Source organism: Streptomyces sp. NPDC002537, assembly GCF_053594975.1.
Genome location: NZ_JBSFWT010000036.1, coordinates 1 through 25,599 on the forward strand (window position 1 = coordinate 1; position 25,599 = coordinate 25,599).

General features: G+C 73.5%; 21 protein-coding genes. 15 read left to right on the forward strand and 6 right to left on the reverse strand.

Annotated features, from left to right (window positions below; genetic code table 11):
- Positions 1-120 precede the first annotated feature (120 nt).
- Complete coding sequence (locus ACWD4A_RS18005; RefSeq protein WP_451194888.1) at positions 121-825, reverse strand: endonuclease V; 705 nt, start codon at positions 823-825, stop codon at positions 121-123.
- Positions 826-906: 81 nt separating this feature from the next.
- Here ACWD4A_RS18005 and ACWD4A_RS18010 point away from each other — a divergent pair, with 81 nt between their 5' ends.
- Entirely contained in the window at positions 907-1,206 is a 300-nt protein-coding gene (locus ACWD4A_RS18010) for a YciI family protein (RefSeq protein WP_451194890.1), read from the forward strand.
- Here the strand turns inward: ACWD4A_RS18010 and ACWD4A_RS18015 are convergent.
- A complete protein-coding gene (locus ACWD4A_RS18015; protein ID WP_451194995.1) occupies positions 1,139-2,326 on the reverse strand; it encodes an oxidoreductase in 1,188 nt (395 codons plus the stop codon). The genes ACWD4A_RS18010 and ACWD4A_RS18015 overlap by 68 nt on opposite strands.
- 260 nt (positions 2,327-2,586) lie before the next feature.
- On the opposite strand from ACWD4A_RS18015, the gene ACWD4A_RS18020 reads away from it, so the two are divergent.
- Positions 2,587-3,726 (forward strand): sensor histidine kinase, encoded by a 1,140-nt coding sequence (locus ACWD4A_RS18020; protein WP_451194892.1) that lies wholly within the window; start codon positions 2,587-2,589, stop codon positions 3,724-3,726.
- Positions 3,727-3,834: 108 nt separating this feature from the next.
- The gene (locus ACWD4A_RS18025; RefSeq protein ID WP_451194893.1) at positions 3,835-4,248 is read left to right on the forward strand and encodes an SsgA family sporulation/cell division regulator; all 414 of its coding nucleotides are present in this window, start codon (positions 3,835-3,837) and stop codon (positions 4,246-4,248) included.
- Between the two features lie 18 nt (positions 4,249-4,266).
- On the opposite strand, the gene ACWD4A_RS18030 is transcribed toward ACWD4A_RS18025, so the two are convergent.
- Both ACWD4A_RS18030 and ACWD4A_RS18035 read right to left on the reverse strand, forming a co-directional pair.
- A complete protein-coding gene (locus ACWD4A_RS18030) occupies positions 4,267-5,844 on the reverse strand; it encodes a hypothetical protein (protein WP_451194895.1) in 1,578 nt (525 codons plus the stop codon).
- Between the two features lie 17 nt (positions 5,845-5,861).
- A complete protein-coding gene (locus ACWD4A_RS18035) occupies positions 5,862-6,368 on the reverse strand; it encodes an inorganic diphosphatase (RefSeq protein WP_451194896.1) in 507 nt (168 codons plus the stop codon).
- Positions 6,369-6,616: 248 nt separating this feature from the next.
- Between ACWD4A_RS18035 and ACWD4A_RS18040 the strand changes: the two genes are divergently transcribed.
- The 10 genes from ACWD4A_RS18040 to ACWD4A_RS18085 all read left to right on the forward strand — a co-directional run bounded on the left by ACWD4A_RS18040 (position 6,617) and on the right by ACWD4A_RS18085 (position 18,789).
- Positions 6,617-7,558, forward strand: coding sequence for a dihydrodipicolinate synthase family protein (locus tag ACWD4A_RS18040; RefSeq protein WP_451194898.1), 942 nt, complete (start codon positions 6,617-6,619; stop codon positions 7,556-7,558).
- Positions 7,559-7,596: 38 nt separating this feature from the next.
- Positions 7,597-7,971: an MmcQ/YjbR family DNA-binding protein gene (locus tag ACWD4A_RS18045; RefSeq protein ID WP_451194900.1), complete on the forward strand. Its 375-nt coding sequence runs from the start codon at positions 7,597-7,599 to the stop codon at positions 7,969-7,971.
- A 99-nt stretch (positions 7,972-8,070) separates the two neighbouring features.
- Entirely contained in the window at positions 8,071-8,808 is a 738-nt protein-coding gene (locus tag ACWD4A_RS18050; RefSeq protein ID WP_451194902.1) for a helix-turn-helix domain-containing protein, read from the forward strand.
- A 69-nt stretch (positions 8,809-8,877) separates the two neighbouring features.
- Positions 8,878-10,317: a CoA transferase gene (locus tag ACWD4A_RS18055; RefSeq protein ID WP_451194904.1), complete on the forward strand. Its 1,440-nt coding sequence runs from the start codon at positions 8,878-8,880 to the stop codon at positions 10,315-10,317.
- A 113-nt stretch (positions 10,318-10,430) separates the two neighbouring features.
- Positions 10,431-11,624, forward strand: coding sequence for a CaiB/BaiF CoA transferase family protein (locus ACWD4A_RS18060; RefSeq protein ID WP_451194906.1), 1,194 nt, complete (start codon positions 10,431-10,433; stop codon positions 11,622-11,624).
- A 40-nt stretch (positions 11,625-11,664) separates the two neighbouring features.
- The gene (locus ACWD4A_RS18065; protein WP_451194908.1) at positions 11,665-12,837 is read left to right on the forward strand and encodes an acyl-CoA dehydrogenase family protein; all 1,173 of its coding nucleotides are present in this window, start codon (positions 11,665-11,667) and stop codon (positions 12,835-12,837) included.
- A complete protein-coding gene (locus tag ACWD4A_RS18070) occupies positions 12,834-13,901 on the forward strand; it encodes an acyl-CoA dehydrogenase family protein (RefSeq protein WP_451194910.1) in 1,068 nt (355 codons plus the stop codon). Before ACWD4A_RS18065 ends, ACWD4A_RS18070 begins: the two co-directional genes overlap by 4 nt.
- Before the next feature lie 221 nt (positions 13,902-14,122).
- Positions 14,123-15,262: a CaiB/BaiF CoA transferase family protein gene (locus ACWD4A_RS18075; protein ID WP_451194912.1), complete on the forward strand. Its 1,140-nt coding sequence runs from the start codon at positions 14,123-14,125 to the stop codon at positions 15,260-15,262.
- Positions 15,263-15,309: 47 nt separating this feature from the next.
- On the forward strand, positions 15,310-16,524 hold the full coding sequence (locus tag ACWD4A_RS18080; protein WP_451194914.1) for an acetyl-CoA C-acetyltransferase: 1,215 nt from the start codon (positions 15,310-15,312) through the stop codon (positions 16,522-16,524).
- A gap of 96 nt (positions 16,525-16,620) precedes the next feature.
- Complete coding sequence (locus ACWD4A_RS18085) at positions 16,621-18,789, forward strand: 3-hydroxyacyl-CoA dehydrogenase NAD-binding domain-containing protein (protein ID WP_451194916.1); 2,169 nt, start codon at positions 16,621-16,623, stop codon at positions 18,787-18,789.
- A gap of 216 nt (positions 18,790-19,005) precedes the next feature.
- Here ACWD4A_RS18085 and ACWD4A_RS18090 read toward each other — a convergent pair whose 3' ends face one another.
- Both ACWD4A_RS18090 and ACWD4A_RS18095 read right to left on the reverse strand, forming a co-directional pair.
- Positions 19,006-19,725: a MerR family transcriptional regulator gene (locus ACWD4A_RS18090; RefSeq protein ID WP_451194918.1), complete on the reverse strand. Its 720-nt coding sequence runs from the start codon at positions 19,723-19,725 to the stop codon at positions 19,006-19,008.
- Between the two features lie 141 nt (positions 19,726-19,866).
- Complete coding sequence (locus tag ACWD4A_RS18095; RefSeq protein WP_451194920.1) at positions 19,867-21,366, reverse strand: M1 family metallopeptidase; 1,500 nt, start codon at positions 21,364-21,366, stop codon at positions 19,867-19,869.
- 188 nt (positions 21,367-21,554) lie between these two features.
- Between ACWD4A_RS18095 and ACWD4A_RS18100 the strand changes: the two genes are divergently transcribed.
- On the forward strand, positions 21,555-23,525 hold the full coding sequence (locus ACWD4A_RS18100) for a Xaa-Pro dipeptidyl-peptidase (protein ID WP_451194922.1): 1,971 nt from the start codon (positions 21,555-21,557) through the stop codon (positions 23,523-23,525).
- A gap of 125 nt (positions 23,526-23,650) precedes the next feature.
- Positions 23,651-25,288, forward strand: coding sequence for an ABC-F family ATP-binding cassette domain-containing protein (locus ACWD4A_RS18105; RefSeq protein ID WP_451194924.1), 1,638 nt, complete (start codon positions 23,651-23,653; stop codon positions 25,286-25,288).
- Positions 25,289-25,599: the final 311 nt, after the last annotated feature.

A 25,599-nucleotide genomic window follows, 5' to 3' on the forward strand; every position in this document is an offset into this window, starting at 1 on the left:
CCGACCTCCGCTGCGGCCCGCAGGCTGCGGACAACGCCTGCACATCCAGCCCGTCCGGCGTTTGAGGACGCGCCCGCAGGGCGCTCCCGCCGCAGGCGGCGAACCGGCCCGCACTCGACGTCACAGCCCAGGCACAACCCCCCGCAGCGCCGCACGGCACAACGCATCGGAGCGCCGCGTAGTCTCCGGCAGCCGGAAGTCGCGGGCCAGCCGCAAGGCGAACCCGCAGGCGTGGTCCAGGCTCACCCGGTGGCCGACCGAGACGAAGACCGGTTTCACGCCGTCCCGGGTGCGTACGGCCCGGCCCACCTCCTCGTCGCCGTCCAGGAGGGGGGCCGTGTCCCCGCGGCGCGGCCCCGGTTCGGTGAAGCGGAAGGCGAAGGGGTTCTTGGCGACGCCGATCGTCGGCAGGTCCGTGAGCACGCCGAGGTGGCTGGCCAGGCCGAAGCGGCGCGGGTGGGCGAGTCCGTAGCCGTCGCAGACGACCAGGCCGGGGGTGACCGACAGGCGGCCCAGCGCGGCCAGCACGGTGGGGATCTCCCGGAAGGCGAGCAGCCCGGGTACGTAGGGGAAGGCGACCCGGCCGACCGCCGTCGCCTCCTCGACGACGTCGAGGGTGCGCGCGTCGAGCGCCACGGCGGCGGCCGCGACGACGTCCCGCTCGTCGTCGTACGCGACGTCCACGCCGACGGCGATCAGGGGCGACCCCGGTGCCGGGCCCGGCTCGTCCAGCACCACCCGGCCCCGCAACTCGTCCTGGACGGCGGTCGCTTCCGCCTCGGTCGTGGGCCAGCCCGCGGGCAGCTCGTCAGGTGTGTCGCTCATGGTGGGCCACACGCTACCTCCGGGGCGCGTCGGGGTGATCCCGGGTCCCGCCGGCCGCCGCGCGAGCGTAGCCTGTGGATCATGTTCGTACTTGAGCTGACCTACATCGCGCCGATCGAGCGCATCGACGCCGCCCTCCCCGAGCACGTCGCCTGGCTCGACGCGCACTACGCCTCGGGCGTCTTCATCGCCTCGGGCCGCAAGGAGCCCCGCGACGGCGGGGTCATCATCGCCATCGGCGACGACCGCGCCAAGATCGAGGAGATCGCGAAGAGCGACCCGTTCAGCGTGGCGGGCGTGTGCGAGTACTCGATCACGCAGTTCTACGCGACGAAGACGGCCCCGCCGCTGGAGCCGTACCGGCAGGAACTGCCGTCCTGAGCCGTGCGATCCGGCCCTTCTCGCCCGCCGCCCAGCAGCCGCCGCCCGGCGCGCAGTCGACCGTGTCGTACGAGCCGGTGTCGACGCCGTGCCAGCTGCGGCCGCCGTCGGTCGTGACATCGGTGCCCGTCGGTCCCACGGCGAGCGCCGTGCCACGGCTGTGCGGCAGCCAGGCGACGCCCGAGCGGTAGGCGGGCGGAGGGGCGACGGCCGGGATCCAGTGCGCGCCGCCGTCACGGGTGACCGCCGCCGCGCGGCCCGAGGGCTGCCCGGCCCGGTAGTCGCCGCCGACGGCGATCCCGTGCGCGCGGTCGCGGAACGCGAGGCCGAAGACCCCGCGCGCGGGGTCTTCGGCCGGCACGGGCGTCCCGGTCGCGGTCCAGGTGCGGCCGCGGTCGGCGGAGTGGAGGACCCGGGAGACCGCCGCGCCGCCGGTGGCGATCCACGCGTCCCGGCCGCCCGAGCTCACCAGGCACTGCCCGCTCGCGGCGAACGCCGCCTCGCCGGGCAGCGCGGCGGGCATGCCGTCCGGCGGCAGCATCCGCCAGCTCCGTCCGCCGTCCCCGGTCGCCAGGACGCGGAACCGGCCGTCGACCGGATCGCCCAGGGCGATCCCGTGCCGTGCGTCGAAGAAGGTCAAGCAGTCGTAGAAGGCCCGGGGATCGGTGTTGCGGAACGTCTCCGTCCAGGTGGCGCCCGCGTCGTCCGTGCGGAAGACCCGCGAGGCCTCGCCCTCACCGATGGCGAGGACGACCGCCCGCCGCCCGTCGAACGCCGCCACGTCCCGGAACTCCAGCGCGCCCGCCCCGGGCGGCGAGACGTTCCGCCAGCCACGGCCGCCGTCCCGGGTGAGCAGCACGGTTCCCTTGGTGCCCGCGACCCACGCCGTGGACCGGCTCACCGCCGCGAGGCCGCGGAACCGCGCGTCCGTGCCGCTGTCCCCGCTCTCCCAGACCGGTGCTCCGGCTTCCCGGACGGGTGCTCCGGCCTCCCGGACCGGCGCTTCCCGGCCGCCCCGCGCGGAGGCCGGGGCCACGGGCAGCGCGGCCGCCGTCACCAGCGCCGTGCCGCGCACGGCCGCGATCAGCCCGCGCCGCGCCCACGGCCGTCCCACCCTCATCCGCTTTCCCGTCCACCCCATGGACCGGGAAGCTAGCCGACGCCGCCGTGCCCGTCCATGGCCCCGGCGTACCCGCGTCCACGACTCCGTCCAAGCCGGAACAGTCAAAGATTCATCCTTTCGGCCCATGGCGGGTGGCTGGAAGGGCGATCCCCGGGCCCCGGGCGCCCTCATAACGTGAACGCATGCCCCCCATAACCCTGCCTTCGCCCCCCGCACAGCACCCGCCCCCACGGTCGAGGCGCCGCCACGGATGGCTGATGGCCGGAATCTGCGGGCTGTGGATGGCGGAGGGGCGGCTGCTGAGCCGGGGAGCCGTGTACTCGGGGTACTCGGGGCACGTCGGCGGACACCACGCGCACCTCGTGGTGTGGATCGCCGGGCTGCTCGTCGCCGCGTGCGTACTGCCGTGGGCCCCGCTCGCCGCCCGCGCCGTGGCGGCCGTGGCCGTCTCCTGGACGGTGACCGGCTATCTGCTCACCGTCGGCGAACACCTGCCGGTCTGGGGGCTGACCGAGAGCGCGGCCCTGCTCGCCCTGCTGGCGTTCGTCGCGTGGCGGACGCCGGTCAGGGCCGCCGTGCCGCTGGGCATCGCGCTGGCCGCCGGGGTGCTCGCCGCGCCGGTACGGGACGCCGGCGCGATCGGCACCACCGTCGTCCTCTACTCCCTCGTCGTGGCCGGGGTCGTCGCGCTGGGGCTGTGCCTGCGCTACCGGGACGTCGAGCGGGCCGAGGCGGTGGCCGCCGCACGGGAGGCCGAACGCCGCGAACTGGCGGGCGAACTGCACGACTTCGTCGCCCACCACGTCGCCGCGATGACCCTGCTGGCGAAGGCCACCGGGTCGCTGGCCAAGGACGAGCGCGTCGCCGCCTCGCTGCGCGACATCGAGGAGGCGGGCGACGAGGCGCTGACGTCGGCCCGGCGGCTGCTGCGCGTGCTCCAGCAGGACCAGGCCCACCGCGAGCCGCTGCCCGGCCTGGACCGGATCGCGGAACTGGTCGACGCGTTCTCCCGCAGGAGCCCGGACGGCCCGCGCGCCAGCCTGTACGTCGACCCGTGCTTCGACGCCGGGCTGGCGCCCGAACTGGCCGCTTCCGTCCACCGGATCGTCACCGAGGCCCTGGAGAACGTGGCCAGGCACAGCCCCCGCGCGACGGCCGTGGACGTCTCGCTGCGCGGCGCGGGCCCGCGCCTGTTCGTCTCCGTGCGCGACAACGGCCGTACCCCGCAGCACCCGCACCGCTCTCCCGCGGACAGCGGCGGCCTCGGCCTGGTCGGCCTGACCGAGCGCGCCGACGCGATCGGCGGCTCCCTGACGGCCGGGCCGGTGCCGGGCGGTGGCTGGGAAGTGCTGGCGGTGCTGCCCGTCCAGCACGCGCCGCGGGCGACAGTGACGTAGGTCACGTCACATTTCTGCGGCTGCCGGATTCGATCCGCCGTCTCTCCCGGTGAAGGCAGAGAGGCACGGATCCCGCACCACCCCAAACCGACCGCAAGGGAGCACGCGTTGTCCACCGTCATCGACCAGGCTGTCCAGGCACGGCTGATCGCCTCGGCCCCGCAGGACCGCGCCGTTCCCGCGCAGCTCCGCTACGCCCCCTCCGACCCTTTCGCGGTGCACATCGCGTTCCCCCCGGTGGCCTCTCTGGACGGGGCGGACGTGGCATGGGCGTTCGCGCGCGAACTGCTCGCGTGCGGGCTGATCTCCCCGGCGGGCTCCGGTGACGTCCACGTGTGGCCGTGCGGCCCGGACCGGACGGTCCTGGAGTTCCACGCGCCCGAGGGCGTCGCCATGGTCCAGATCGACACGGCGGAGCTGCGCCGCTTCCTCGCCCGCTCCTACGCGGCCGTCCCCGCGGGCACCGAGGTGGCCCGCCTCGACCTGGACGGCGACCTGGCGACACTGCTGCGCGAGGCGTAGGCCCGGTAGCGGCGGGGGCTACCGGACATACGCGGTCCAGTCCGTGCCCGGCAGGGCGTGCGCGTGCCAGCTCCGCGCGTACGGGGGGAGATAGCCGTCACCCGGGTCGTACAGCACGGCCACCGGCATCCGGCGTGCCGCCCGCTCGATCGCGGCGGCCGTCGTCGAGCGGTTGTTGCCCATCGTCTGCGCCGACGCGCATCCCGCTTCGTACGCGATCGGCTGCGCGCGGGGCCCGGTCACCAGGCACGGCGCCCGCAGCCCGAGGCGCTGCAGCCCGTCGGCCGCGCGCCGGTAGCGCACGGTGGTGTCGCGGGCGTCCGCCGTGTTCACCCGGAGCTCCTTGAGCTGCACGGCGAGGTGCGCGGCGAACAGCGCACACAGCAGCGCGGCCACGGCGGCCCGGGTCCGCCCGGCGCCCGCCGCCCGCAGCGCGCGGGCCACGAGGCCGGCGGTCGGCAGGGCGAGCAGGGCGTAGGCGGGCAGCAGGAAGCGCGGCGCGGAGTAGTCCAGCAGGAGCAGATAGGGCACCGAGACGGACAGCGCGCACGCGACGGGCAGGAACGTCTCCGCCGCCCCGCGGCCCCGCGCGGCGAGGGCACAGGCCGCGGCCGCGAGGAGGGGGAGCAGCAGCCACCACAGCGAGTGGCCGAGCGGCGGCGCCGCGATGCGGCAAGGGCGGCACAGCAACGGCCCGTTGAGCCCCCGGTAGGCCGCGAGCAGGCCGCCGCCGAGGTGGGCGCCCATGCCGCCTTCGGTCTCGCTGGAGACGCCGAGCCGCTGGAAGATCCCCCCGAACCGCACATACGCCTCGACTGCCCACTGCACCCCGCCCAGCGCGAGCCCGCCGAGGACCGCGGCCGCCGTGCCCCGGCGCCGCCAGGCGGGCACGGCCGCGCAGGCGGCGAGCAGGGGCAGGGCGAGCCAGACGCCGTCCGGGGCGCGGAACAGCGTGGCGGCGGCGAGCGAGGCGGCCAGGCCGGCGAGGGCGCGGCGGCGCCCGCGGTCCTCGCGGCTCCGCAGGAACCAGCCGACGGCGGCCACGGCCGTCAGCGCCACCCAGAGGTTCGGCATCACCTGGGGCCCGCTGAGCACGGTGATCCACAGCCCGGCGAACAGCGCGGCCGCGAGCGCGGGCCGCCGCCGTCCGAGCAGCGGCTCCCACACCTTGAACGCCGCGTACAGCGCCGCCGACGACAGCAGGACGAGCGCGACCCGCACCGCGCCCGTCGACGACGTCACGGCGACGACCGGCGCGACGAGGAAGCTGACGCCGCGGGAGCGCGGCGCGCTGAAGAACGCCGCCGGGGCGCGGGGGTCGACCTGGGAGAGGTAGACCGTCTCGTCCCAGCCGAGGTTCATATGGACGACGGCGTAGCAGAGCTGCGCGACGGCGTAGAGCACGGCGACGGCGGCCAGGAGCGGGACGTCCCGCCCGCGCCGCGCCTCCCGCCCGGACGCCGTACGGGGCGAACGGCCGGACGGTGCCGCCCGGTTCGGGGCGGGAAACCGGACCCGCCCGGTTCGCGACGACGGCTGTGCCCCGACGCGGGGCGCCGTCGGGGTGGGGTCGGAGTGCCGTTCCGTGCGGGCCATGACCCCTTTTACCGCACTTACGCCCGCCGCTGCCCCCGCTTCGCCGCGGCCGCCCGCTCCAGCGAGGCCGTGATCTCCGCCTCGGCCGCGGCCCGGTCGGCCCAGCATGCCCCGCTGTCAACGGATTTGCCGGGTTCCAGTTCCTTGTAGACCTCGAAGAAGTGCTGGATCTCCAGCCGGTCGTACTCGGGCAAGTGCCGCAGATCTCTCAGGTGTTCATGGCGTGGATCGGTGGCGGGCACGCACAGCACCTTGTCGTCCTCGCCCTGCTCGTCCCTCATCCGGTACATCCCGATCGCGCGGCATCCGATGACGACCCCCGGGAACGTCGGCTCCCCGGCGAGCACGAGCGCGTCGAGCGGCTCGCCGTCCGCGCCGAGGGTCCCCTCCACGAAGCCGTAGTCCGCCGGGTAGCGGGTGGAGGTGAACAGCAGCCGGTCCAGGCGGATGCGGCCGCGCTCGTGGTCCATCTCGTACTTGTTGCGGCTGCCTTGCGGAATCTCCACGACGACGTCGAAGTCCACGCGTGCCTCCGTAGCTCCATAGCTGTCCGGCCGGGTAACCATGGTGACGCGGCGCCCGGGGGCGCACCATGGTCCGGACGGCATCTTCCGCACCCGGAACGGGACGCGCGTCCCCACCTGGGCGACCCCCGCGCCCGCGCTCGGCCGGAGCGCCCGCCGAACCCTCCGCGCGCCCTTGACACACACCACCCCATCCGACAGATTCGCCCGCGAACCGGACACCGCGCAGCCGAGCGGGAAGGGCCCCCATGCGTCTGCCCGTACCTCTGGCCGGGGTCGTGCCTCCCCTCTGCACGCCGCTCACCCCCTCCGGGGACGTGGACACGCACGGGCTCGGCAGGCTCGTCGAACGGGTGCTGGCTGCCGGGGCGGACGCCGTGTTCGTGCTCGGGACCAGCGGCGAGGCCGCGTATCTGAGCGACGCCCAGCGCGGTACCGCGCTGCGGGTGGTGCTCGAAGCCGTCAGCGGCAGGGTGCCCGTGCTCGCGGGGGCCATCGACATGACGACGGCCCGCGTCCTGGGGCACGCCCGCGCGGCGGAGGCACTCGGCGCGGACGCGCTCGTCGTCACCGCGCCGTTCTACGCCGGCGCGCGGCCCGCGGAGATCACCGAACACTTCCGGCGGGTACGGGCCGGGACGGGCCTGCCGCTGATCGCGTACGACATCCCCGCCGCCGTGCACACCAAGCTCACCCCGGCCACCCTGCTGCCGCTCGCGGAGGACGGCACGCTCGCCGGGCTCAAGGACAGCAGCGGCGACCTCGGCTCGCTGCGCAGGCTGCTCACCGGCCTGCGCGAGCAGCGGCTCGACCGGACGTTCACCGTGCTCACCGGCTCGGAGCTGACCGTCGACGCCGCGCTGCTGGCGGGCGCCCACGGCGTCGTGCCGGGGCTCGGCAACGTGGACCCGGCGGGCTACGTCCGGCTGTACGGGCACGCCCGCGCGGGCCGCTGGCGGGAGGCCGCCGCCGAACAGGACCGGCTGGCCGCCCTGTTCGCGCTCACGGAGACGGGCGACCCGGCCACGGCGAGCGCCGCCTCGTCCGCGATCGGCGGCTACAAGACGGCCCTGCACCTGCTGGGCGTCATCGGCTGCCCGGCGACCGCCGCGCCGCAACAGCCGCTGCCGCGGACGGCCGTACGCACCGTCCGCCGGCTCCTCGGCGAGGCGGGCCTGCTGCCGGGATAGCGTGGGGGAAAGATCCCGACACCCCCGGAGGAACCCCGATGGCCACGTCCCCTCTCAAGGCGCGCGCGAAGGTCCGCGCGTTCGCGCTCGGGCTCCCGGGAGCCGGTGAGGAGTTCCCCTGGGAGGAGGACGCCGTGATCAAGGTCAACAAGAAGATCTTCGTCTTCCTGGGTTCCGAGGGCGACACCGAGACGCCCCACATCGGCGTCAAGCTCAAGGACGAGGAGGCGCACGGCCACGCCCTCGCCGTGCCCGGCGCCGTGCCCACGGGCTACGGCCTGGGACGGTCGGGCTGGGTGACGATCCCGCTCACCGGCGGGAGCGCGCCGGTCGAGCTGCTCTGCGACTGGGTCGAGGAGAGCTACCGGACGATCGCCCCCAAGAAGCTCGTCGCCGAACTCGACGCGGGCTGACCCCCGGGCCGCTTGCCCGTCGGGGTTCTCGGCAAGGACTCGGCGGGCCGTGTCGGCGCCAGTGGCCGCCGGTGTACGAGAAGGACGAGGTGGGGCGGGATGAGTGAGCACGGCCGACGGCGGCGTCACCGTACGGTGGACCGGGTCGCGTGGATCCTGGAGGCCGCCGCGCGGGCGCCGGGCGGGGTGACCGTGGCCGAGCTGGCGCGGACGGTCGGGGCGCCGGCGAGTTCGGTGCAGGACCTGGTCAACGGCCTTGCCGCGACCGGCTTTCTGCTGGAACAGCACGGGCGCTTCAGACTGGGGCCCGCCCCGCACGTCCTCAACCTCATCGCGGGCCGGGTCGTCCCGCGGATCAGTCAGGCCGAGCTCAACGAACTGAGCCGCGTCGCGGGCACCCCGGTGCTGCTCACGGTGCGGGTCGGGCTCGACGCCGTGCACCTCGCGCGCGGCGGCGAGGACGAGATACCCCGCCTCCTGCCGCTTGCCGACGAGCACATGGCCCGGCCGCTGCTGCGCACCGCCGCGGGCCGTCTCCTGCTGGCCTTCACCGACGAGGCCGAGCGCCGTGGGCTGCTCGACGAGCTCGCCCGCCATGACCCCGAGGCGGTCGCGGAGTTCCGTCGCGCTCTGCCGGCGATCCGCGCGTCGCGGATCAGCCGCAGCGAGGGTCTGGCCGATCCCGAGGTCAGCGCGCTCGCGATCCCCGTCACCGAAGGCCCCGTCGTCACGGGCGCCCTCGTTCTGACGCACCGGCGCCGCGGCCGCTCGGAGCGGCTGGGGCTGGACCGGGCGGCGGCCCGGCTGCTCGCGCACATCCAGGAGGGGCGGACATGATGTCCGCATCAATTCACGGATATCCGTGAATGCGGGCGCTCGTGCGGTGCCGGGAACGAGCATCCCGGCATGACTTCGAACACGCTGACCACGACCAGGCCGACACCGCCGACGCCCGAGATCGTCTCCCGGCTGCTGCACATCCTCGGCGACCCCGACCCGGCCCGGGGAGCCGAGGACATCACCGTCGTCGGGGCCGATCCCCTGGTGCCCTCGGTGCACCGCCTCGCCGATGCCATGTCCGCCGCGATCGGTGTCTTCGGGCGGCAGACGGCGGCCGTCGGCGAACAGCGCGGCCACCCGCACCAGAGGGTTCAGGTACAGGCCGGGGCCGCGATCGACCAGCTCATGGCGACCTGTCACACGACACTCTCGGGGCGCCCGCTCGACGTTCTGCTCGACGATCCGGCGCTGCTCGGCAACAACGACTTCTACCGGGCACGCGACGGCCGCTGGATCTTCATCATCACCACCTATCCGCATCTGCGGGACGCCGTCGCCTCCGTGCTGAGGTGCCCGCTCGACAAGGCGGGGATCGCGCGGGCCGCCGCCGACTGGGACGCCTTCACGCTGGAAGAGGCTGTCTGCGCGCGGGGCGGCGTCGCCTGCGTGGTGCGCAGCCGGGACGAGTGGCTCGCGCATCCCGCGGGGCGGTATGTCGCGCAGCGCCCGGCCGTCGAGATCGAACGCGTCGGTGACGGGCCGGTCCGGCCTCTGGAGCCGATCGGTGAGGACGACGAGGCGCTCGCGGGCGTACGGGTGCTCGATCTCACCCATGTCATCGCAGGTCCCGTCGCGGCGCGGCTCCTCGCCCAGTTCGGCGCGGACGTGCTGCACCTGTCGCGTCCCGACCGCCCCGACCCGATCCCGATGATCGCGATGACCGGCGGCGGCAAGCGCAACGCCTACTGCGACCTGCGCGACGATCACGACCGTGCGGCCTTCCACGACGCGCTCCAGGACGCGGACGTCTTCGTGCACGCCTACCGGGGACTCGCCCGGCACGGGGCGTCGACCGAGGAACTCGTCCGGCGCCGCCCCGGACTCATCACCCTCGAATACCATGCCTGGGGCGCCGAAGGCCCCTGGGGCGAACGCGGCGGGTTCGACCAACTCGCCTGCTCGGCAACCGGATTCGCCATGGAGGAGTGGACCGACCGGCCGTCGCTGCCGCCGACGTACCTGCTCAACGACTACCTCGCCGCCTACCTCGGGGCCGCCGCCGTCGCCACGGTCCTGCGCCGACGCGCGACGGAGGGCGGCTCCTGGCGGATCCGCGTGACCTTGGCCGGGGTGTGCCACTGGGTGCAGGAACTCGGGCTGCTGGCACGGGAGAACGTCATCGACCTGCCCCACCCCGGACGCGCGCCGCTCGCCGCGCTGTCGACCACCGAAACCGACTTCGGCCCGCTCACCGAACCGGCGACACCGTTCGCGTACAGCGGGCGCACGGTCCCCCAGCCCGGCCGGCGTACCCCGCTCGGATCTGCCCCGCTCCAGTGGCGCTAGGGCCGTCTTCACCTGGTCGGTGCGCTGCCTCGGCACGGCACCAAGTGTCAGCCGCCGCCCGTACCGCACCACCGTTCGCCCGCCCCACCCGAATCCCAAGGAGGCACCGGAAGATGTCCGAGAAGCCGACCGGCCCGTCCGGCCGTGGACTCCTCGCCGGAGTCCGCGTCATCGAACTGGCCAGCGTGATCATGGCCCCGTACGCCGCTCAGCAACTCGGCGACCTGGGCGCGGACGTGATCAAAGTCGAGCCGCCCACGGGCGACATGACGCGCCATTACCCGCCGCGACGCCACCCCGGCATGGGCGGCCCGGCACTCAACCTGAACCGCAACAAGCGCAGCGCCGCCATCGACCTCAAGGCTCCGCACGGCCGCGACGCCCTGCTCGCCCTGCTGCGCACCGCCGACGTCTTCATCACCAATTTGCGCCCACAGGCTCTGGAGAAGCTCCGGCTCGGCTACGACGACGTCGCGGCCTGCAACCCCGGCCTGATCTATGCCAACGCCCAGGGTTTCCGCAGCGACAGCCGCCTCGGCACCCACGCCGCCTACGACGACATCATCCAGGCGGCCAGCGGCCTGGTCTGGCTCAACCACAAGGTCTCCGGTCAGCCGCACTACGTTCCCACCGTCCTGGCCGACAAGATCTGCGGAATGCAGATCGCCCAGTCGGTCCTGGCCGCGCTGCACTACCGGGAGCACGGCGGCACCGGACAGCACATCGAGGTCCCGATGGCCGACACCATGCTCGCCTTCAACCTGGTCGAGCACCTGGGCGCGGCAACTCTGGAGGCGGACGGCGAGTTCGGCTCGGCGCGCTCGCTCAGCCCGCAGCGCCGCGCCCTGCGCACCGCCGACGGCTGGATGTGCATCCTGCCGCACAGCGACCGCAACTGGCGGGACTTCACCGCCTTCGTCGGCCGCCCCGAACTGGCCGCCGACCCGCGCTTCTCCACCGGCCCCGACCGGGCCCGCAACGCCGACGCGCTCTATCCGCTGCTCGCGGAGCTGACGCTGCGGCACACCAGCGCCGAGTGGCAGGAGTTCTGCGACCGGGCGGGCATCGCCGCCGCCCCGGTGCTCGACCTGGCCTCCGCCGCCACCACCGCCTACGCCCAGGAGGGCGGCCTGCTGTACGAGGCCGAGCACCCCACCGAGGGCCGCTACCGGGTCATCCGCAGCCCGGTGCGCTACTCGGCCGACCCCGAGCCGCGCCTGCGGCCCTGCCCGGCCATAGGCCAGCACACCGACGAGGTGCTCCGCGAAGCTGGCTTCGACCCTTCCCTGCTGCACGCCGCGGCCTGAAACGCATCAGTCAATTCACCGACCCGGGAGCGAACAACCCATGTCTCCTTCGACGCTTTCCCCGATCGCCTTCCCCGATGTCTCCCTACCCGAATCGGCCCGCCGGCTCCGCACCGAGGTCCGCGCGTTTCTCGACGAGGAGCGCGCCCGCGGCACCGTGCTCGGCCGCCCCGACTCCTGGCTGGCCGGCTGGGATCCCGGCTTCAGCCGCCGCCTCGCCGAGCGCGGCTGGGTCGGCATGGCCCTGCCCACCGAGTACGGCGGCGCGGGCCGCGGCTTCCTGGAGCGCTACGTGGTGATCGAGGAACTGCTCGCCGCCGGCGCCCCGGTCAGCGCCCACTGGGTCTCCGACCGGCAAGCCGGCCCGTCCATCCTCCAGCACGGCACCGAAGAGCAGCGCCGCTTCTTCCTGCCGAGGATCGCCGCCGGGCAGTGCTTCTTCTCCATCGGCATGAGCGAGAAGAACAGCGGCTCCGACCTGGCCTCGGTCGCCACCCGCGCCGAACGCACCACCGACGGCTGGCGGCTGACCGGCACCAAGATGTGGACCGGCGGCGCCCACGTCAACGACTACGCCATCGTCCTGGCCCGCACCGACGATGCCGAGGACAAGCACGCCGGTCTCAGCCAGTTCGTCGTCGACCTGCGCGCCCCGGGCGTACGGGTCGAGCCGATCCGGCTGATGAGCGGCGAGCACCGCTTCAACGCCGTCCACCTCGAAGGCGTCGACGTACCCGACGGCATGCTGCTCGGGCGGCCGGGCGACGGCTGGAAGCAGGTCACCGGCGAACTCGCCTTCGAGCGCAGCGGCCCGGAACGCTACCTGTCCACCTTCCCCCTGCTGGCCTCCCTGCTCCGCGAACTCGAGCAGCGCCCGGCCACGACCGAACAGCTCACCCAGGTCGGCATCCTGACGGCCCGTCTGCACGGCATCCGCCGCCTGTCCCTCGGCGTGGCCGCCGCGCTGGACGCCGGGGCGTCGCCCGATATCCAGGCCGCCCTGGTCAAGGACCTCGGCACCCGCCTCGAGGGCACGCTGACCGACACCGTCCGCAGCATCCTGCCGACCCCGGCCGACCCGCACGCCACCCCCGGCACCCACCCCGAACTGCTTGCCTTCGCCCAGCTGCACAGCCCCGGCTACACGCTGCGCGGCGGCACCAACGAAATCCTTCGCGGCATCATCACTCGCGGTCTGGAGCAGCACCGATGAACACCCACACGATCGACACCAGCACCCCCGTCATCCCCGCCGACGACTACGACACCACCACCTTCTTCGCCGACCCGGACGCCATCGCCGTCGTCACCAACACCACCGCCCCCGACGCCGTGCCCCTCCCGTCCCCGGACGCCGCCACCGCCGAACTCCTCGCCGCCGCGCAGGAGTCGGGGCGCCGAGCCGTCCCCGGGCCGTTCGCCGAAACCGCCCTGGTCGCCCGCCCGCTGCTGCGCCGCGCCCGTCTCCCCGTCCCCGACGGCCCGCTCAGCTACGCCATCGCCCCCGAGCTCACCGTCCGTTACGCCCACCCGGCCGCCTCCGCCGTCGGCTCGGCGGGATGCTCCGGCGAGGACAACACCCTGCTGGTCACCGGCGTCCTCCGGCGCGTCCCCTGGGCCCGCGCCGCCACCGCCGTGGTCGTCCTGGCCACCGCCCCCTCCGGCCCCGTCCTGTTCACCCTCACCCCCGACCAGGCCGCCCTCACCCCCGGCGGCAACCTCGCGGAGGAACCCCGCGACGACCTGAACCTCGCCGCCCTTGAGATCCCCGCCTCCCGCGTCCGCCGGATCTCCCCCGGACTGCTCGACGAGGCCCGGCTCCGCGCGGCCCTGGCCCGCTCCGCCCTGATCGCCGGAGCCGCCGAACGCTGCGTCGACCTGACGGTCGCCCACACCACCGCCCGCACCCAGTTCGGCCGCCCCCTCGGCCGCTTCCAGGCCGTCAAGCAGGAAGAGGCACGGCTGATCGAGGAGGCCGCCCTGGTCCGCGCCGCCGTCCAGGCCGCCGCCGTGCCGCTGGACACCGGCGGGACGGCCGCACACTTCGCCGTCGCCGCCGCCAAGACCCAGGCATCCGCCTCGGTCGCCGAGATCACCCGCATCGCCCACCAGCTCCATGGCGCCATCGGCATCACCCGGCTCAACCCCCTCCACCTCGCCACCACCCGCCTGTGGTCCTGGCGCGACGAAGACGGCGACGAAACCTACTGGGCACCCCGCCTGGCCCGCCCCCTCACCGCCACCACCCTCTGGCCCACCCTCACCGCCACACCCTGACCCCTCGCCCCCGCCCTGCCTCGCCGCCGACCGGCCCAGCCCGGTCGGCGGCGACCGAGCAACAAGAACCGGGATCAGCGCTACCACGAGTCAACGATCAGGCGGGAGTTCATCCCATCCCGCGAGCCTGCAGCGAGGCGGCGGCCGGGGCTTGTGGAAACTGGAACCCGTTCTTAACATCACGAGTGTTACAGCACTTGTGTCATGGGACTGGGGTCTGGATGGCAGGGACGGCGAACGGTCCGCTCACCGGTGTGCGCGTGGTGGAGCTCGCGGGAATCGGGCCCGCCCCGTTCGCCGCCATGCTCCTGGCCGACCTCGGCGCCGACGTCGTCCGCGTCGACCGGCCCGCGGGCCAGGGCCTGCACATCGACCCCCGCCACGACCTCACCAACCGCAACAAGCGCTCGGTGCTCGTCGACCTCAAGTCCGAGGACGGGCCCGCCACCGTCCTCGACCTCGCCGGGCGCGCGGATGTGCTGCTGGAGGGCTTCCGGCCCGGTGTCACCGAACGTCTCGGCATCGGCCCCGAGGCCTGTCTCGCCCGCAACCCCCGCCTCGTCTACGGCCGGATGACCGGCTGGGGACAGGACGGACCGCTCGCCGACACCGCCGGGCACGACATCGCCTACATCGCCGTCACCGGCGCCCTCGGTCTCGCCGGGCCCGCCGACGGCCCGCCGTACGCCCCCGCCAACCTGCTCGGCGACTTCGCGGGCGGCTCCCTCTACCTGGTCATCGGCGTCCTCGCCGCCCTCCAGCACGCCCGTGCCACCGGCACCGGCCAGGTCGTCGACGCCGCCATCGTCGACGGCACGGCCCATCTGACCGCCCTGATCCACGGCATGCTCGCCGCGGGCGCCTGGCAGGACCGGCGCGGCGCCAACCTCCTCGACGGCGGCGCGCCCTTCTACGGCACCTACGAGACCGCCGACGGCGGCCACATGGCGGTCGGCGCCCTGGAGAAGCGGTTCTACACCGAGTTCCTGGACCTGCTCGGGCTCGCGGACGAGGCACCCGACCGCGACGACCCCGCCCGGTGGGACGCGCTGCGCACCGCCGTAGCCGTACGCTTCAAGCAGCGCACCCGCGCCGAGTGGACGGAGACCTTCGCGCACTCCGACGCGTGTGTCGCACCCGTACTGTCCCTGCGGGAGGCCCCCGGCCACCCGCACCTCGCCGCCCGCGGCACCTTCGTCGAGCACGGCGGCCTCGTCCAGCCCGCCCCCGCCCCCCGCTTCTCCGCCACCCCCGGCTCCGTGCGCCGCCCGCCCGCACGGCCCGGCGCGGACACCGCCGAGGTGGCGCGCGACTGGGACGTCGGCCGCCTCGACCCCTCCCGGAAGGGCCCGCACCGATGAAGCGACAGATCTGACCCCTCGACGCCACCCGTGAAAGGCATACGACCGTGACCACCGAAGCGTACGTGTACGACGCGATCCGCACCCCGCGCGGCCGCGGCAAGGCCAATGGCGCGCTGCACGGCACCAAACCCGTCGACCTGGTGGTCGGCCTCGTCCACGAGCTGCGCCGCCGCTTCCCCGGCCTGGACCCGGCCGCGATCGACGACATCGTCCTCGGGGTCGTCAGCCCCCTCGGCGACCAGGGCTCCGACATCGCCAAGATCTCCGCGATCGCCGCCGGGCTCCCCGACACCGTCGCGGGCGTCCAGGAGAACCGCTTCTGTGCCTCGGGCCTGGAGGCCGTCAACCTCGCGGCCGCCAAGGTCCGTTCCGGCTGGGAGGACCTGGTCCTCGCGGGCGGCGTCGAGTCGATGTCGCGGGTGCCGATGGGCTCCGACGGCGGCGCCTGGTTCGCCGACCCCATGACCAACTTCGAGGTGGACTTCGTGCCGCAGGGCATCGGCGCCGACCTCATCGCCACCCTGGGCGGCTTCACCCGCCACGACGTCGACGTCTTCGCCTCCCGCTCGCAGGAGCGCGCCGCACGGGCGTGGAAGGAGGGCCGCTTCGACCGCTCCGTCGTGCCCGTCCGCGACCGCAACGGCCTCGTCGTCCTCGACCGCGACGAGCACATCCGCCCCGGCACCACGCCCGAGACGCTCGCCGGGCTCAAGCCGTCCTTCGCCACGATCGGCGAGCAGGGCGGCTTCGACGCGGTGGCCCTCCAGAAGTACCACTGGGTGGAGAGGATCGACCACGTCCACCACGCGGGCAACTCCTCCGGCATCGTCGACGGCGCCTCGCTCGTCGCCATCGGCAACCGCGAGGTCGGCGAGCGGTACGGCATGACGCCCCGCGCCCGCATCGTCTCCGCCGCGGTCTCCGGCGACGACCCCACCCTCATGCTCACCGGCCCCGCGCCCGCCTGCCGCAAGGCCCTCGCCAAGGCCGGGCTGACCGTGGACGACATCGACCTGGTCGAGATGAACGAGGCGTTCGCGGCGGTGGTGCTGCGCTTCGCCCGCGACCTGGACCTGAGCCTGGACAAGATCAACGTCAACGGCGGGGCGATCGCTCTGGGGCATCCGCTGGGGGCGACCGGGGCGATGCTCCTCGGGACGGTCATCGACGAACTGGAGCGTCAGGACAAGCGGTACGGGCTGGTCACCCTGTGCGTCGGCGGCGGGATGGGGATCGCCACCGTCGTCGAGCGGCTGTAGCCCCGTAGCCCTGTGGCCCTGTGGCCCTGTGGCCCGCCAGGTTTCCCCTCCCGTCCCCTTCCCCAGGTTTCCCCGGTCTTCGATGGAGAGCACCCCATGAGCCTGCCCAACACCATTCGCTGGGAGCGGAGCGACGACGGTGTCGTCACGCTCGTCCTGGACGACCCCGGCCAGTCCGCCAACACCATGAACGCCGCCTTCCGGGCCTCCCTCGCCGCGGTCGCCGACCGCCTGGAGGCGGAGAAGGAGTCCGTACGGGGCGTCATCGTCACCTCCGCCAAGGAGACGTTCTTCGCGGGCGGCGACCTCAACGACCTGATCAGGATCGGGCCCGAGCACGCACAGCAGGCGTTCGACACCGGCCTCGCCATCAAGCGCGACCTGCGCCGGATCGAGACCCTCGGCGTGCCGGTCGTCGCCGCCGTCAACGGCGCGGCCCTCGGCGGCGGTTACGAGATCGCCCTCGCCTGCCACCACCGCGTCGCCCTCGACGCCCCGCACGTCAGGATCGGCCTGCCCGAGGTCACCCTCGGACTCCTCCCCGCCGCCGGTGGCGTCGCCCGCACCGTACGCCTCCTCGGCATCACCGACGCGCTTCTCAAGGTGCTGCTCCAGGGCACCCGGTACAGCGCCCGGCGCGCCCTCGACGCGGGCCTGGTCCACGAGACCGCCGCCACCGGCGAGGAACTGCTGGCCAAGGCCCGTGCCTTCATCGACGCCCACCCCGAGTCCCGGCAGCCCTGGGACGAGAAGGGCTACCGGATCCCCGGCGGCACCCCGGCCAGCCCGCGCTTCGCCGCGAACCTCCCGGCCTTCCCCGCCACCCTCAAGAAGCAACTGGGCGGCGCCCCCTACCCGGCGCCGCGCAACATCCTCGCGGCGGCCGTCGAGGGCGCGCAGGTCGACTTCGGGACCGCGCAGGTCATCGAGGCCCGCTACTTCACCGAACTGGTCACCGGCCAGACCGCCAAGAACATGATCCAGGCGTTCTTCTTCGACCTCCAGGCCGTCAACGCCGGTGCCAGCCGCCCGGCCGGCGCCGCACCCCGCAAGGTCGCCAGGGCCGCCGTCCTGGGCGCGGGCATGATGGGCGCGGGCATCGCCTACGCCTGCGCCAAGGCGGGCATCGAGGTCGTCCTCAAGGACGTCTCCCTCGAAGCGGCCGAGAAGGGCAAGTCGTACTCCGCGGGCCTGCTGGCGAAGGCGGTGGCCAAGGGCCGTACGACCGAGGCGGAGCGGGACGCGCTGCTCGCCCGGATCACACCCACCGCCGACCCGCGGGACCTCGCGGGCTGCGACGCCGTCATCGAGGCCGTGTTCGAGGACCCGTCCCTCAAGCACAAGGTCTTCCAGGAGATCCAGCACGTCGTCGCCCCCGACGCGCTGCTGTGCTCCAACACGTCCACCCTGCCGATCACCCTCCTCGCGGAGGGCGTCGAGCGGCCCGTGGACTTCGTCGGCCTGCACTTCTTCTCGCCCGTCGACAAGATGCCGCTGGTGGAGATCATCAAGGGCGGGCGGACCGGCGACGAGGCGCTCGCCCGCGCCTTCGACCTGGTCCGGCAGATCCGCAAGACGCCGATCCTGGTCAACGACTCGCGCGGCTTCTTCACCTCCCGCGTCATCGGACGGTTCATCAACGAGGGCGTGGCCATGGTCGGCGAGGGCATCGACCCGGCCTCCGTCGAACAGGCCGCCGCGCAGGCGGGCTACCCCGCCAAGGTGCTCTCCCTGATGGACGAGCTGACCCTCACCCTCCCGCGCCGCATCCGGGACGAGACCCGGCGCGCGGCCGAGGAGGCGGGCGAGGCCTGGACCCCGCACCCCGCGGACGCGGTCCTCGACCGGATGCTCGACGAGTTCGGCCGCCCCGGCCGCAGCGGCGGCGCCGGCTTCTACGACTACGCGGACGACGGCAGGCGGGCCGGCCTGTGGCCGGGCCTGCGTGAGCACTTCACCAGGGCGGACGCGGCGATCCCGTTCGAGGACATGAAGGAGCGGATGCTCTTCGCGGAGGCGCTGGACACGGTGCGGTGCCTCGAGGAGGGCGTCCTCACGTCGGTCGCCGACGCGAACATCGGCTCGATCCTGGGGATCGGCTTCCCGGGATGGACGGGGGGTGCGCTCCAGTACATCAACGGGTACGAGGGCGGGCTCGCCGGGTTCGTGGCGCGGGCGCGGGAGTTGGCGGCGGCCTACGGTGACCGGTTCGCGCCGCCGCGCCTGCTCCTGGAGAAGGCGGAGAAGGGCGAACGCTTCGAGTAGGACCGTGCTTTGCACGGTGTCCTCAATCGCCGGACGGGCTGAAATCAGCCCGTCCGGCGATTGAGGACGCTCCCGCAGGGAGCTCCCGCCGCAGGCGGCGACGGCGGGACAGCCGGGGGGCCGGGGCGCGAGCCCCGGTTTCGGGAAGGGGCGGGGTAGGGGAAGGCCCGCCTGGGCGCGGCTGTGCTGCCTTCGGCAACCGGCCCATGGGACCGCCTAGCGGGGCGCGTTCGCTTCTTCCTGCGCGTACAGCGCGTGCAACTCGCCTCGGAGCGACCGCTGGAAGGCCGTCACCAATGCCTGTACCACCAGCGGCTGCATATGCGCCGAGAGCGACTTCATCGCCGCCAGATCCGGCGCGTCGACCTCCTCGTGGAAGAGCCGCGTCAGCTCGCGCGCCGTCGACCGCGCATGCTCCAGCAGGACCGTGCGGGCCGCGAGCAGTGTCTCCGGGGCGAGGGGGAGGTCGAGCAGCCGCAGGCCGAGGGGGAGCAGGCCCGGGTCGACGCGGAGGGTGCCGCCGGGGGAGAGGCGTTCCACCGCGCCCATCGCGACGAGCCGGTCGACGTCCTCCTCCGTGAGCGTCCGCCCCGCCCGTCGCTCCAGTCGCGCGTGCGTCGTCTCCTCGGGCTCGTCCGGCGTCCAGGAGGCCACCAGGGCACGGTGGATGGCGAGGTCGTGCGGGCCGATCCCCTCCGGGAGGCGGCGCAGATAGCGCTCGATGGCGGCCAGGGTGAGCCCCTGACGCTGGAGTTCCTCGATCAGGGCCAGGCGCGAGAGGTGCTGGGGGCCGTAGCGCCCGACCCGGCGGGGGCCGATCTCGGGCGGCGGCAGCAGGCCGCGGGTGCCGTAGAAGCGCACGGTGCGCACGGTCACGCCGGCGCGGGCGGCCAACTCGTCGACGGTGAGGTCCGGTTCCTCGGTGCCCGTGGCCATCGGCGGCGCCTCGCTCTCTGTTCCGCACCCGTGGGGTTCAACAGTATTGCTGTTCCACCGTTCCTGACACAGGGGCAGGGCCCGGCGCACCACCGTGGGTGCGCCGGGCCCTGCCGGGGAAACGCCGGGGAAATGCCGGGGTCAGTGCCGGTGGGCGGCCTGGGCCTCCTGGATCTTCTTCCAGGACTTCGGCTGGGCGGCGGCCTTGAGGGACGCGGCCGGCCTGTCCGCCTTGGTGAGGCCCGACGGCGGCGTGACCGGCTTCGACGTCGAGTACAGCCAGGTGTCGAAGAACTTGGCCAGCGGCTTGCCGGAGATCCTCTCGGCGAACTTCACGAAGTCCTGCACCGAGGCGTTGCCGTACTTGTTCTCGGCCGGCCACTGCTTGAGGAGGGTGAAGAAGGTCTTGTCACCGACCTGGTTGCGCAGGGCCTGGAGCGCGACGGCGCCCCGGTTGTAGACGGCGCGGTCGAACTGCTTGTCCGCGCCCGGGTCGCCCGGCTTCACCTTCCAGAAGGCGTCGTCGGCGGGGATGCCGTTGTAGACGTAGTCGGCGAGCTCCTGGGTGGTGCCCTCGCCCTCCTTCTCCGACCACAGCCACTGGGCGTAGGTGGCGAAGCCCTCGTTGAGCCAGATGTGCTTCCAGTCCTTCACCGAGACGCTGTCGCCGAACCACTGGTGGGCCAGCTCGTGGACGACCACGGAGGTGTTCGCCCCGTTGGCGAAGCTGGAGGGGCTGTAGTACGGCCGGGTCTGGGTCTCCAGCGCGTAGCCCGTCTTGACGTTGGGCACATAGCCGCCGACGGCGGTGAAGGGGTACTCCCCGAAGACCGTGCTCTCCCAGTCGATGATCTCGGCGCTGCGCTCGACACTCGCCCGCGCGGACGCGGCGTTGTCGCCGAGGTCCTTGCTGTAGGCGTTGAGCACCGGCAGGCCGTTGGCGGTCGTGTCGGTCGTGATGTCGAACTTGCCGACCGCCAGCGTCGTCAGATAGGTGGCCTGCGGCTTGGTGGAGCGCCAGTTGTAGCGCGTCCAGCCGAGCTTGGAGGTCTGCGAGGCGAGGACGCCGTTGCTGACCGTCTGGTAGCCGTCCGGGACGGAGACCGAGATGTCGTACGTGGCCTTGTCCGTCGGGTGGTCGTTGCTGGGGAACCACCAGGCGGACCCCTCCGGCTCCTGCGCCACGACCGCGCCGTCCGGGGTGCGGTTCCAGGAGGAGAAGCCGTCGACCTTCACCTGGGACGGGGTGCCGCTGTAGCGGACCACCACGCTGATGTCCTTGCCCTTGGGCAGGGCGGCGGACGGGGTGATCTCCAGCTCGTGGACGCCCGACCTGGCGAAGGTGGCCTTCTTGCCGTTGACCAGGACCTCGTTCACGTCGAGCAGGAAGTCCAGGTTGAAGCGGGACAGGTCCTGGGTGGTGGTGGCGAGCAGGGTCGCCGTGCCGTCCAGCCGGTCCGTCTTCGGCTGGTACTTCAGCCGGAGGTCGTAGTGGGAGACGTGGTACCCGCCGTTCCCGGCGTCCGGGTAGTAGGAGTCCCCGACGCCCGGGGCGCCCGGCGTGGGCGCGGCGGCCGACGCGGGGAGCGCCAGCAGCAGGGAGGCGGCGGCCGCGCTCGGAACGATGAGTCTGAGACGCACGAGTCTCTCCAACTCGTAGAGGGGAACGATCACTCGGAAGCCTATGTACTCACCACCCGGGAGGCTATGTCCATGGGGTTGCCGACATGTGATCGTCATGCGCCTGTCATCCACCGGGTTTCCGGCCACCTCGTGAGACTGCTCGCATCCCCTTCTGCGGGGGAGTTGGGGCGCGCTACGGTCCGGCAGTGCGTACACGCCCGCGGGACACCCGCATACCCTGGACCTCACTCGTACTGGCGGCCGTGGCCGCCCTGTTGGCCGTGCTCGTCGCACCGGCCGGGGCGGCGACGGCCGCCGGCGGTGCGGCGAACCGGGAGAGCAGACCCGTCTACTCGTACGACCGCGCGGTGCGCGAGTCCGTATGGGTGGACACCAAGGTGGACGGCGACGGGAAGGGCAGGACCGACCGCGTCGCCGTCGACATCATCCGGCCCCGCGAAGCCGCCGAACAGGGCCGCCGGGTACCGGTGATCATGGATGCCAGCCCGTACTACTCCTGCTGCGGACGCGGCAACGAGAGCCAGAAGAAGACCTACGACGCACAGGGCCGGCCCGTGCAGTTCCCGCTCTTCTACGACAACTACTTCGTGCCGCGCGGCTATGCGGTGGTGCTGGTCGACCTGGCCGGAACCAATCGCTCCGACGGCTGTGCCGACATCGGCGGCCGCTCCGACGTCCAGTCCGCGAAGGCCGTCGTCGACTGGCTGAACGGCCGCGCCCGCGGCTGGAGCAGCCGCACCGGCAGCACCGCGGTCACGGCGGGCTGGACCACCGGCGCCGTCGGCATGATCGGCAAGAGCTACGACGGCACCATCGCCAACGCCGTCGCCGCCACCGGCGTCAAGGGCCTGCGGACGATCGTCCCGATCGGGGGGATCAGCTCCTGGTACGACTACTACTTCGCCAAGGGCGCCGCCCTCTACGACGGCGGCCCCGACGGGCTCGCGGACGCCGTCGAGAGCCCCGAGGCGCACGGCCGCTGCCAGGCCGTCCAGCGCGCGCTCGTCGAAGGGGCCCCGCGCAACGGCGACCGGACCCCGCAGTGGGCCGAGCGGGACTACGTCAAGGATGCCGCCAAGGTGCGCGCCAGCGTCTTCGTCGTGCACGGCGCGCAGGACCTCAACGTCCGCACCAAGCACTTCGGCCAGTGGTGGGACGCGCTCGCGAAGCAGGGCGTGGAGCGCAAGATCTGGCTGTCGACCGGCGGGCACGTCGACCCCTTCGACTTCCGCCGCGCGGCCTGGGTGCCCACCCTGCACCGCTGGTTCGACCACTACCTCCTCGGCTACGCCAACGGCATCGACCGCGAGCCGATGGCCGACATCGAGCGCGCCCCCGACCAGTGGTCCACCGACCGCGTCTGGCCGCCGGCCGGCACCCGGACCACCACGCTCCGTCCGGCCGCCGGGGCCGTGCCGGGCGTCGGCACCCTGGGCACGCAGCCCGCGCCGCGCGGCACCACCGCCTCGTTCACCGACGACCCGAAGCTCGACGAGAGCGACTGGTCCGCCCACATCGACGAATCCACCCCGGGCAAGGCCGGGTTCACCACCGGGCCGCTCGGCCGGGACCTGAGGCTGTCCGGCTCCGCCACGGTGCGCCTCACCGTCACCCCGTCCACCGACTCCGCCCACCTCTCCGCCGTCCTCGTGGACCTCGGCCCGGCGGTCATCCGCAACTACGCGGCTGACGGCGAGGGCATCCGCACCCTCACCGACAGCAGCTGCTGGGGCAGCGGCACCCCCGGTGACACCGGCTGCTTCAAGAACACCGCGGCCGACACCGAGCAGGTCGGCCACACGGTCTTCAGCCGCGGCTGGGCCGACCTCGGGCACTACGCCGGGGGCAAGGCCCGCCCGCTGACCCCGGGCAGGCCGTACACGATCCCCCTCGACCTCGCCGCCACCGACCACGTCGTCCCGGCCGGCCACCGGCTGGCCCTGATCGTCGCCGGTACGGACGCCGGGCTCATCGTGCCCGCCGCCACCAGCCCGCGGCTCACCGTGGACCTGCACCGCACCTCCGCCGAGCTGCCGCTCGTCGGCGGACGGCAGGCGTTCGCCCGCGCCACGGCGGGCGGCCACCGCCCCGTACCGCACACGGACGCCCCGCCGCACGGCCTGCGCCCGCAGGCTCCCTCCCGTATACCGTCCTGAACCGCCTGAACCCCATCGAACCGTGCGATCCCGCCCACGGTGGCGGGATCGTGCGGGTCGCATAGGTCACGCACAGGAAAAACTGTTAGTGGCCCGTACGTCCCAGCGGTTAAAGTCGGTTCATCATGAGCGCCACCCTCGTCGCCAAGGACCTCGCCGCCGGACATGGCGACCGCACCCTCTTCTCCGGGCTCGACCTCGTCGTCGCGCCCGGCGACGTCATCGGCCTGGTCGGCGCCAACGGCGCGGGCAAGTCGACCCTGCTGAAGCTCCTCGCGGGCCTGGCCACCCCCGAAGAGGGCGCCGTCCGGCTCAGCCCGCCCACCGCGACCGTCGGCCACCTGCCGCAGGAGCCCGACCGCCGCCCCGGCGAGACCGTGCGGGCCTTCCTCGCCCGCCGCACCGGCGTGGCCGCCGCCCAGACCGCGCTCGACACCGCCACCCAGGCGCTCGTCGACGGCGCCCCGGGCGCCGACGACGACTACGCCGTCGGCCTCGACCGCTGGCTCGACCTCGGCGGCGCCGACCTGGAGGAGCGCGCCGAGGAGGTCACCGCCTCCCTCGGCCTCACCGTCGGCCTCGACCGGCCCATGACCGCGCTCTCCGGCGGCCAGGCCGCCCGCGCGGGCCTCGCCTCGCTGCTGCTCAGCCGCTACGACGTCTTCCTCCTCGACGAGCCCACCAACGACCTCGACCTGGACGGCCTGGCCCGCCTGGAGTCCTTCGTCACCGGGCTGCGCGCGGGTACCGTCCTCGTCAGCCACGACCGCGAGTTCCTCGCCCGCACCGTCGACAAGGTCCTCGAACTCGACCTCGCCCAGCAGCAGATCTCCCTCTACGGCGGCGGCTACACGGCCTACCTGGAGGAGCGCGAGACCGCCCGCAGGCACGCCCGCGAGGCCTACGAGGAGTACGCCGACACCCGCGCCGGCCTGGAGGCCCGCGCCCGCACCCAGCGGAACTGGATGGAGAAGGGCGTCAAGAACGCCCGCCGCAAGGCCACCGACAACGACAAGATCGGCCGCAAGTTCCGCACCGAGTCCACCGAGAAGCAGGCCGCCAAGGCCCGCCAGACCGAGCGGCTCATCGAGCGCCTCGACGTGGTCGAGGAGCCCCGCAAGGAGTGGGAGCTGCGCATGGAGATCGCCGCCGCGCCCCGCTCCGGCGCGGTCGTGGCCACCCTGCGCGGCGCCGAGGTCCGCCGCGGCTCCTTCACCTTCGGCCCCGCCGACCTCCAGATCGACTGGGCCGACCGGGTCGCGATCACCGGCGCCAACGGCTCCGGCAAGTCCACCCTCCTCGCCGCCCTCCTCGGCAGGCTGCCGCTCGACGCGGGCGCCGCCGCGCTCGGCCCCGGCGTCGTCGTCGGCGAGGTCGACCAGGCGCGCGCCCTCTTCTTCGGGGCCGAGGCGCTGCTGGCCGCCTTCGAGGCGGCCGTGCCCGAGCTGGAGCCCGCCGACGTCCGGACGCTGCTCGCCAAGTTCGGGCTGAAGGCCGACCACGTGCTGCGCCCCGCCGCGACCCTCTCCCCGGGCGAGCGGACCCGCGCCGCGCTCGCGCTCCTCCAGGCCCGCGGGGTGAACCTGCTCGTCCTGGACGAGCCCACCAACCACCTCGACCTGCCCGCCATCGAACAGCTGGAATCCGCCCTCGCGTCCTACGACGGGACGCTGCTGCTGGTCACCCACGACCGCCGGATGCTCGACGCCGTGCACACCACCCGCCGGATCGAGGTCGAAGGGGGACGGCTCACCGAGCGTTGACGCCGTCGGCGGGCGCCTTGCTCGTACGGGTGAAGACCTGACCGAAAACAAACCCACACAGTGGTCAATATTTGACCAAGCAACCACCATGGCGTGCCGGGCGGCGCGCCGCGTTCCGTGGTGCCTTCGCCCCGCCCGGTGGCGGATTTGAACTGCTGATGGGGATGCTCCAGCAGGTGTTCGATTTGCGGAATGTTGGCTTCGGGATGCGAACCCGCACCGGGAGGTCGGCGTCTGTGGTGGCGGACGTCCACCCGAGGACGTCCGTTCCACCGTCGTCGATTCAAGGCGAATAGAGGCGTACCGATGTC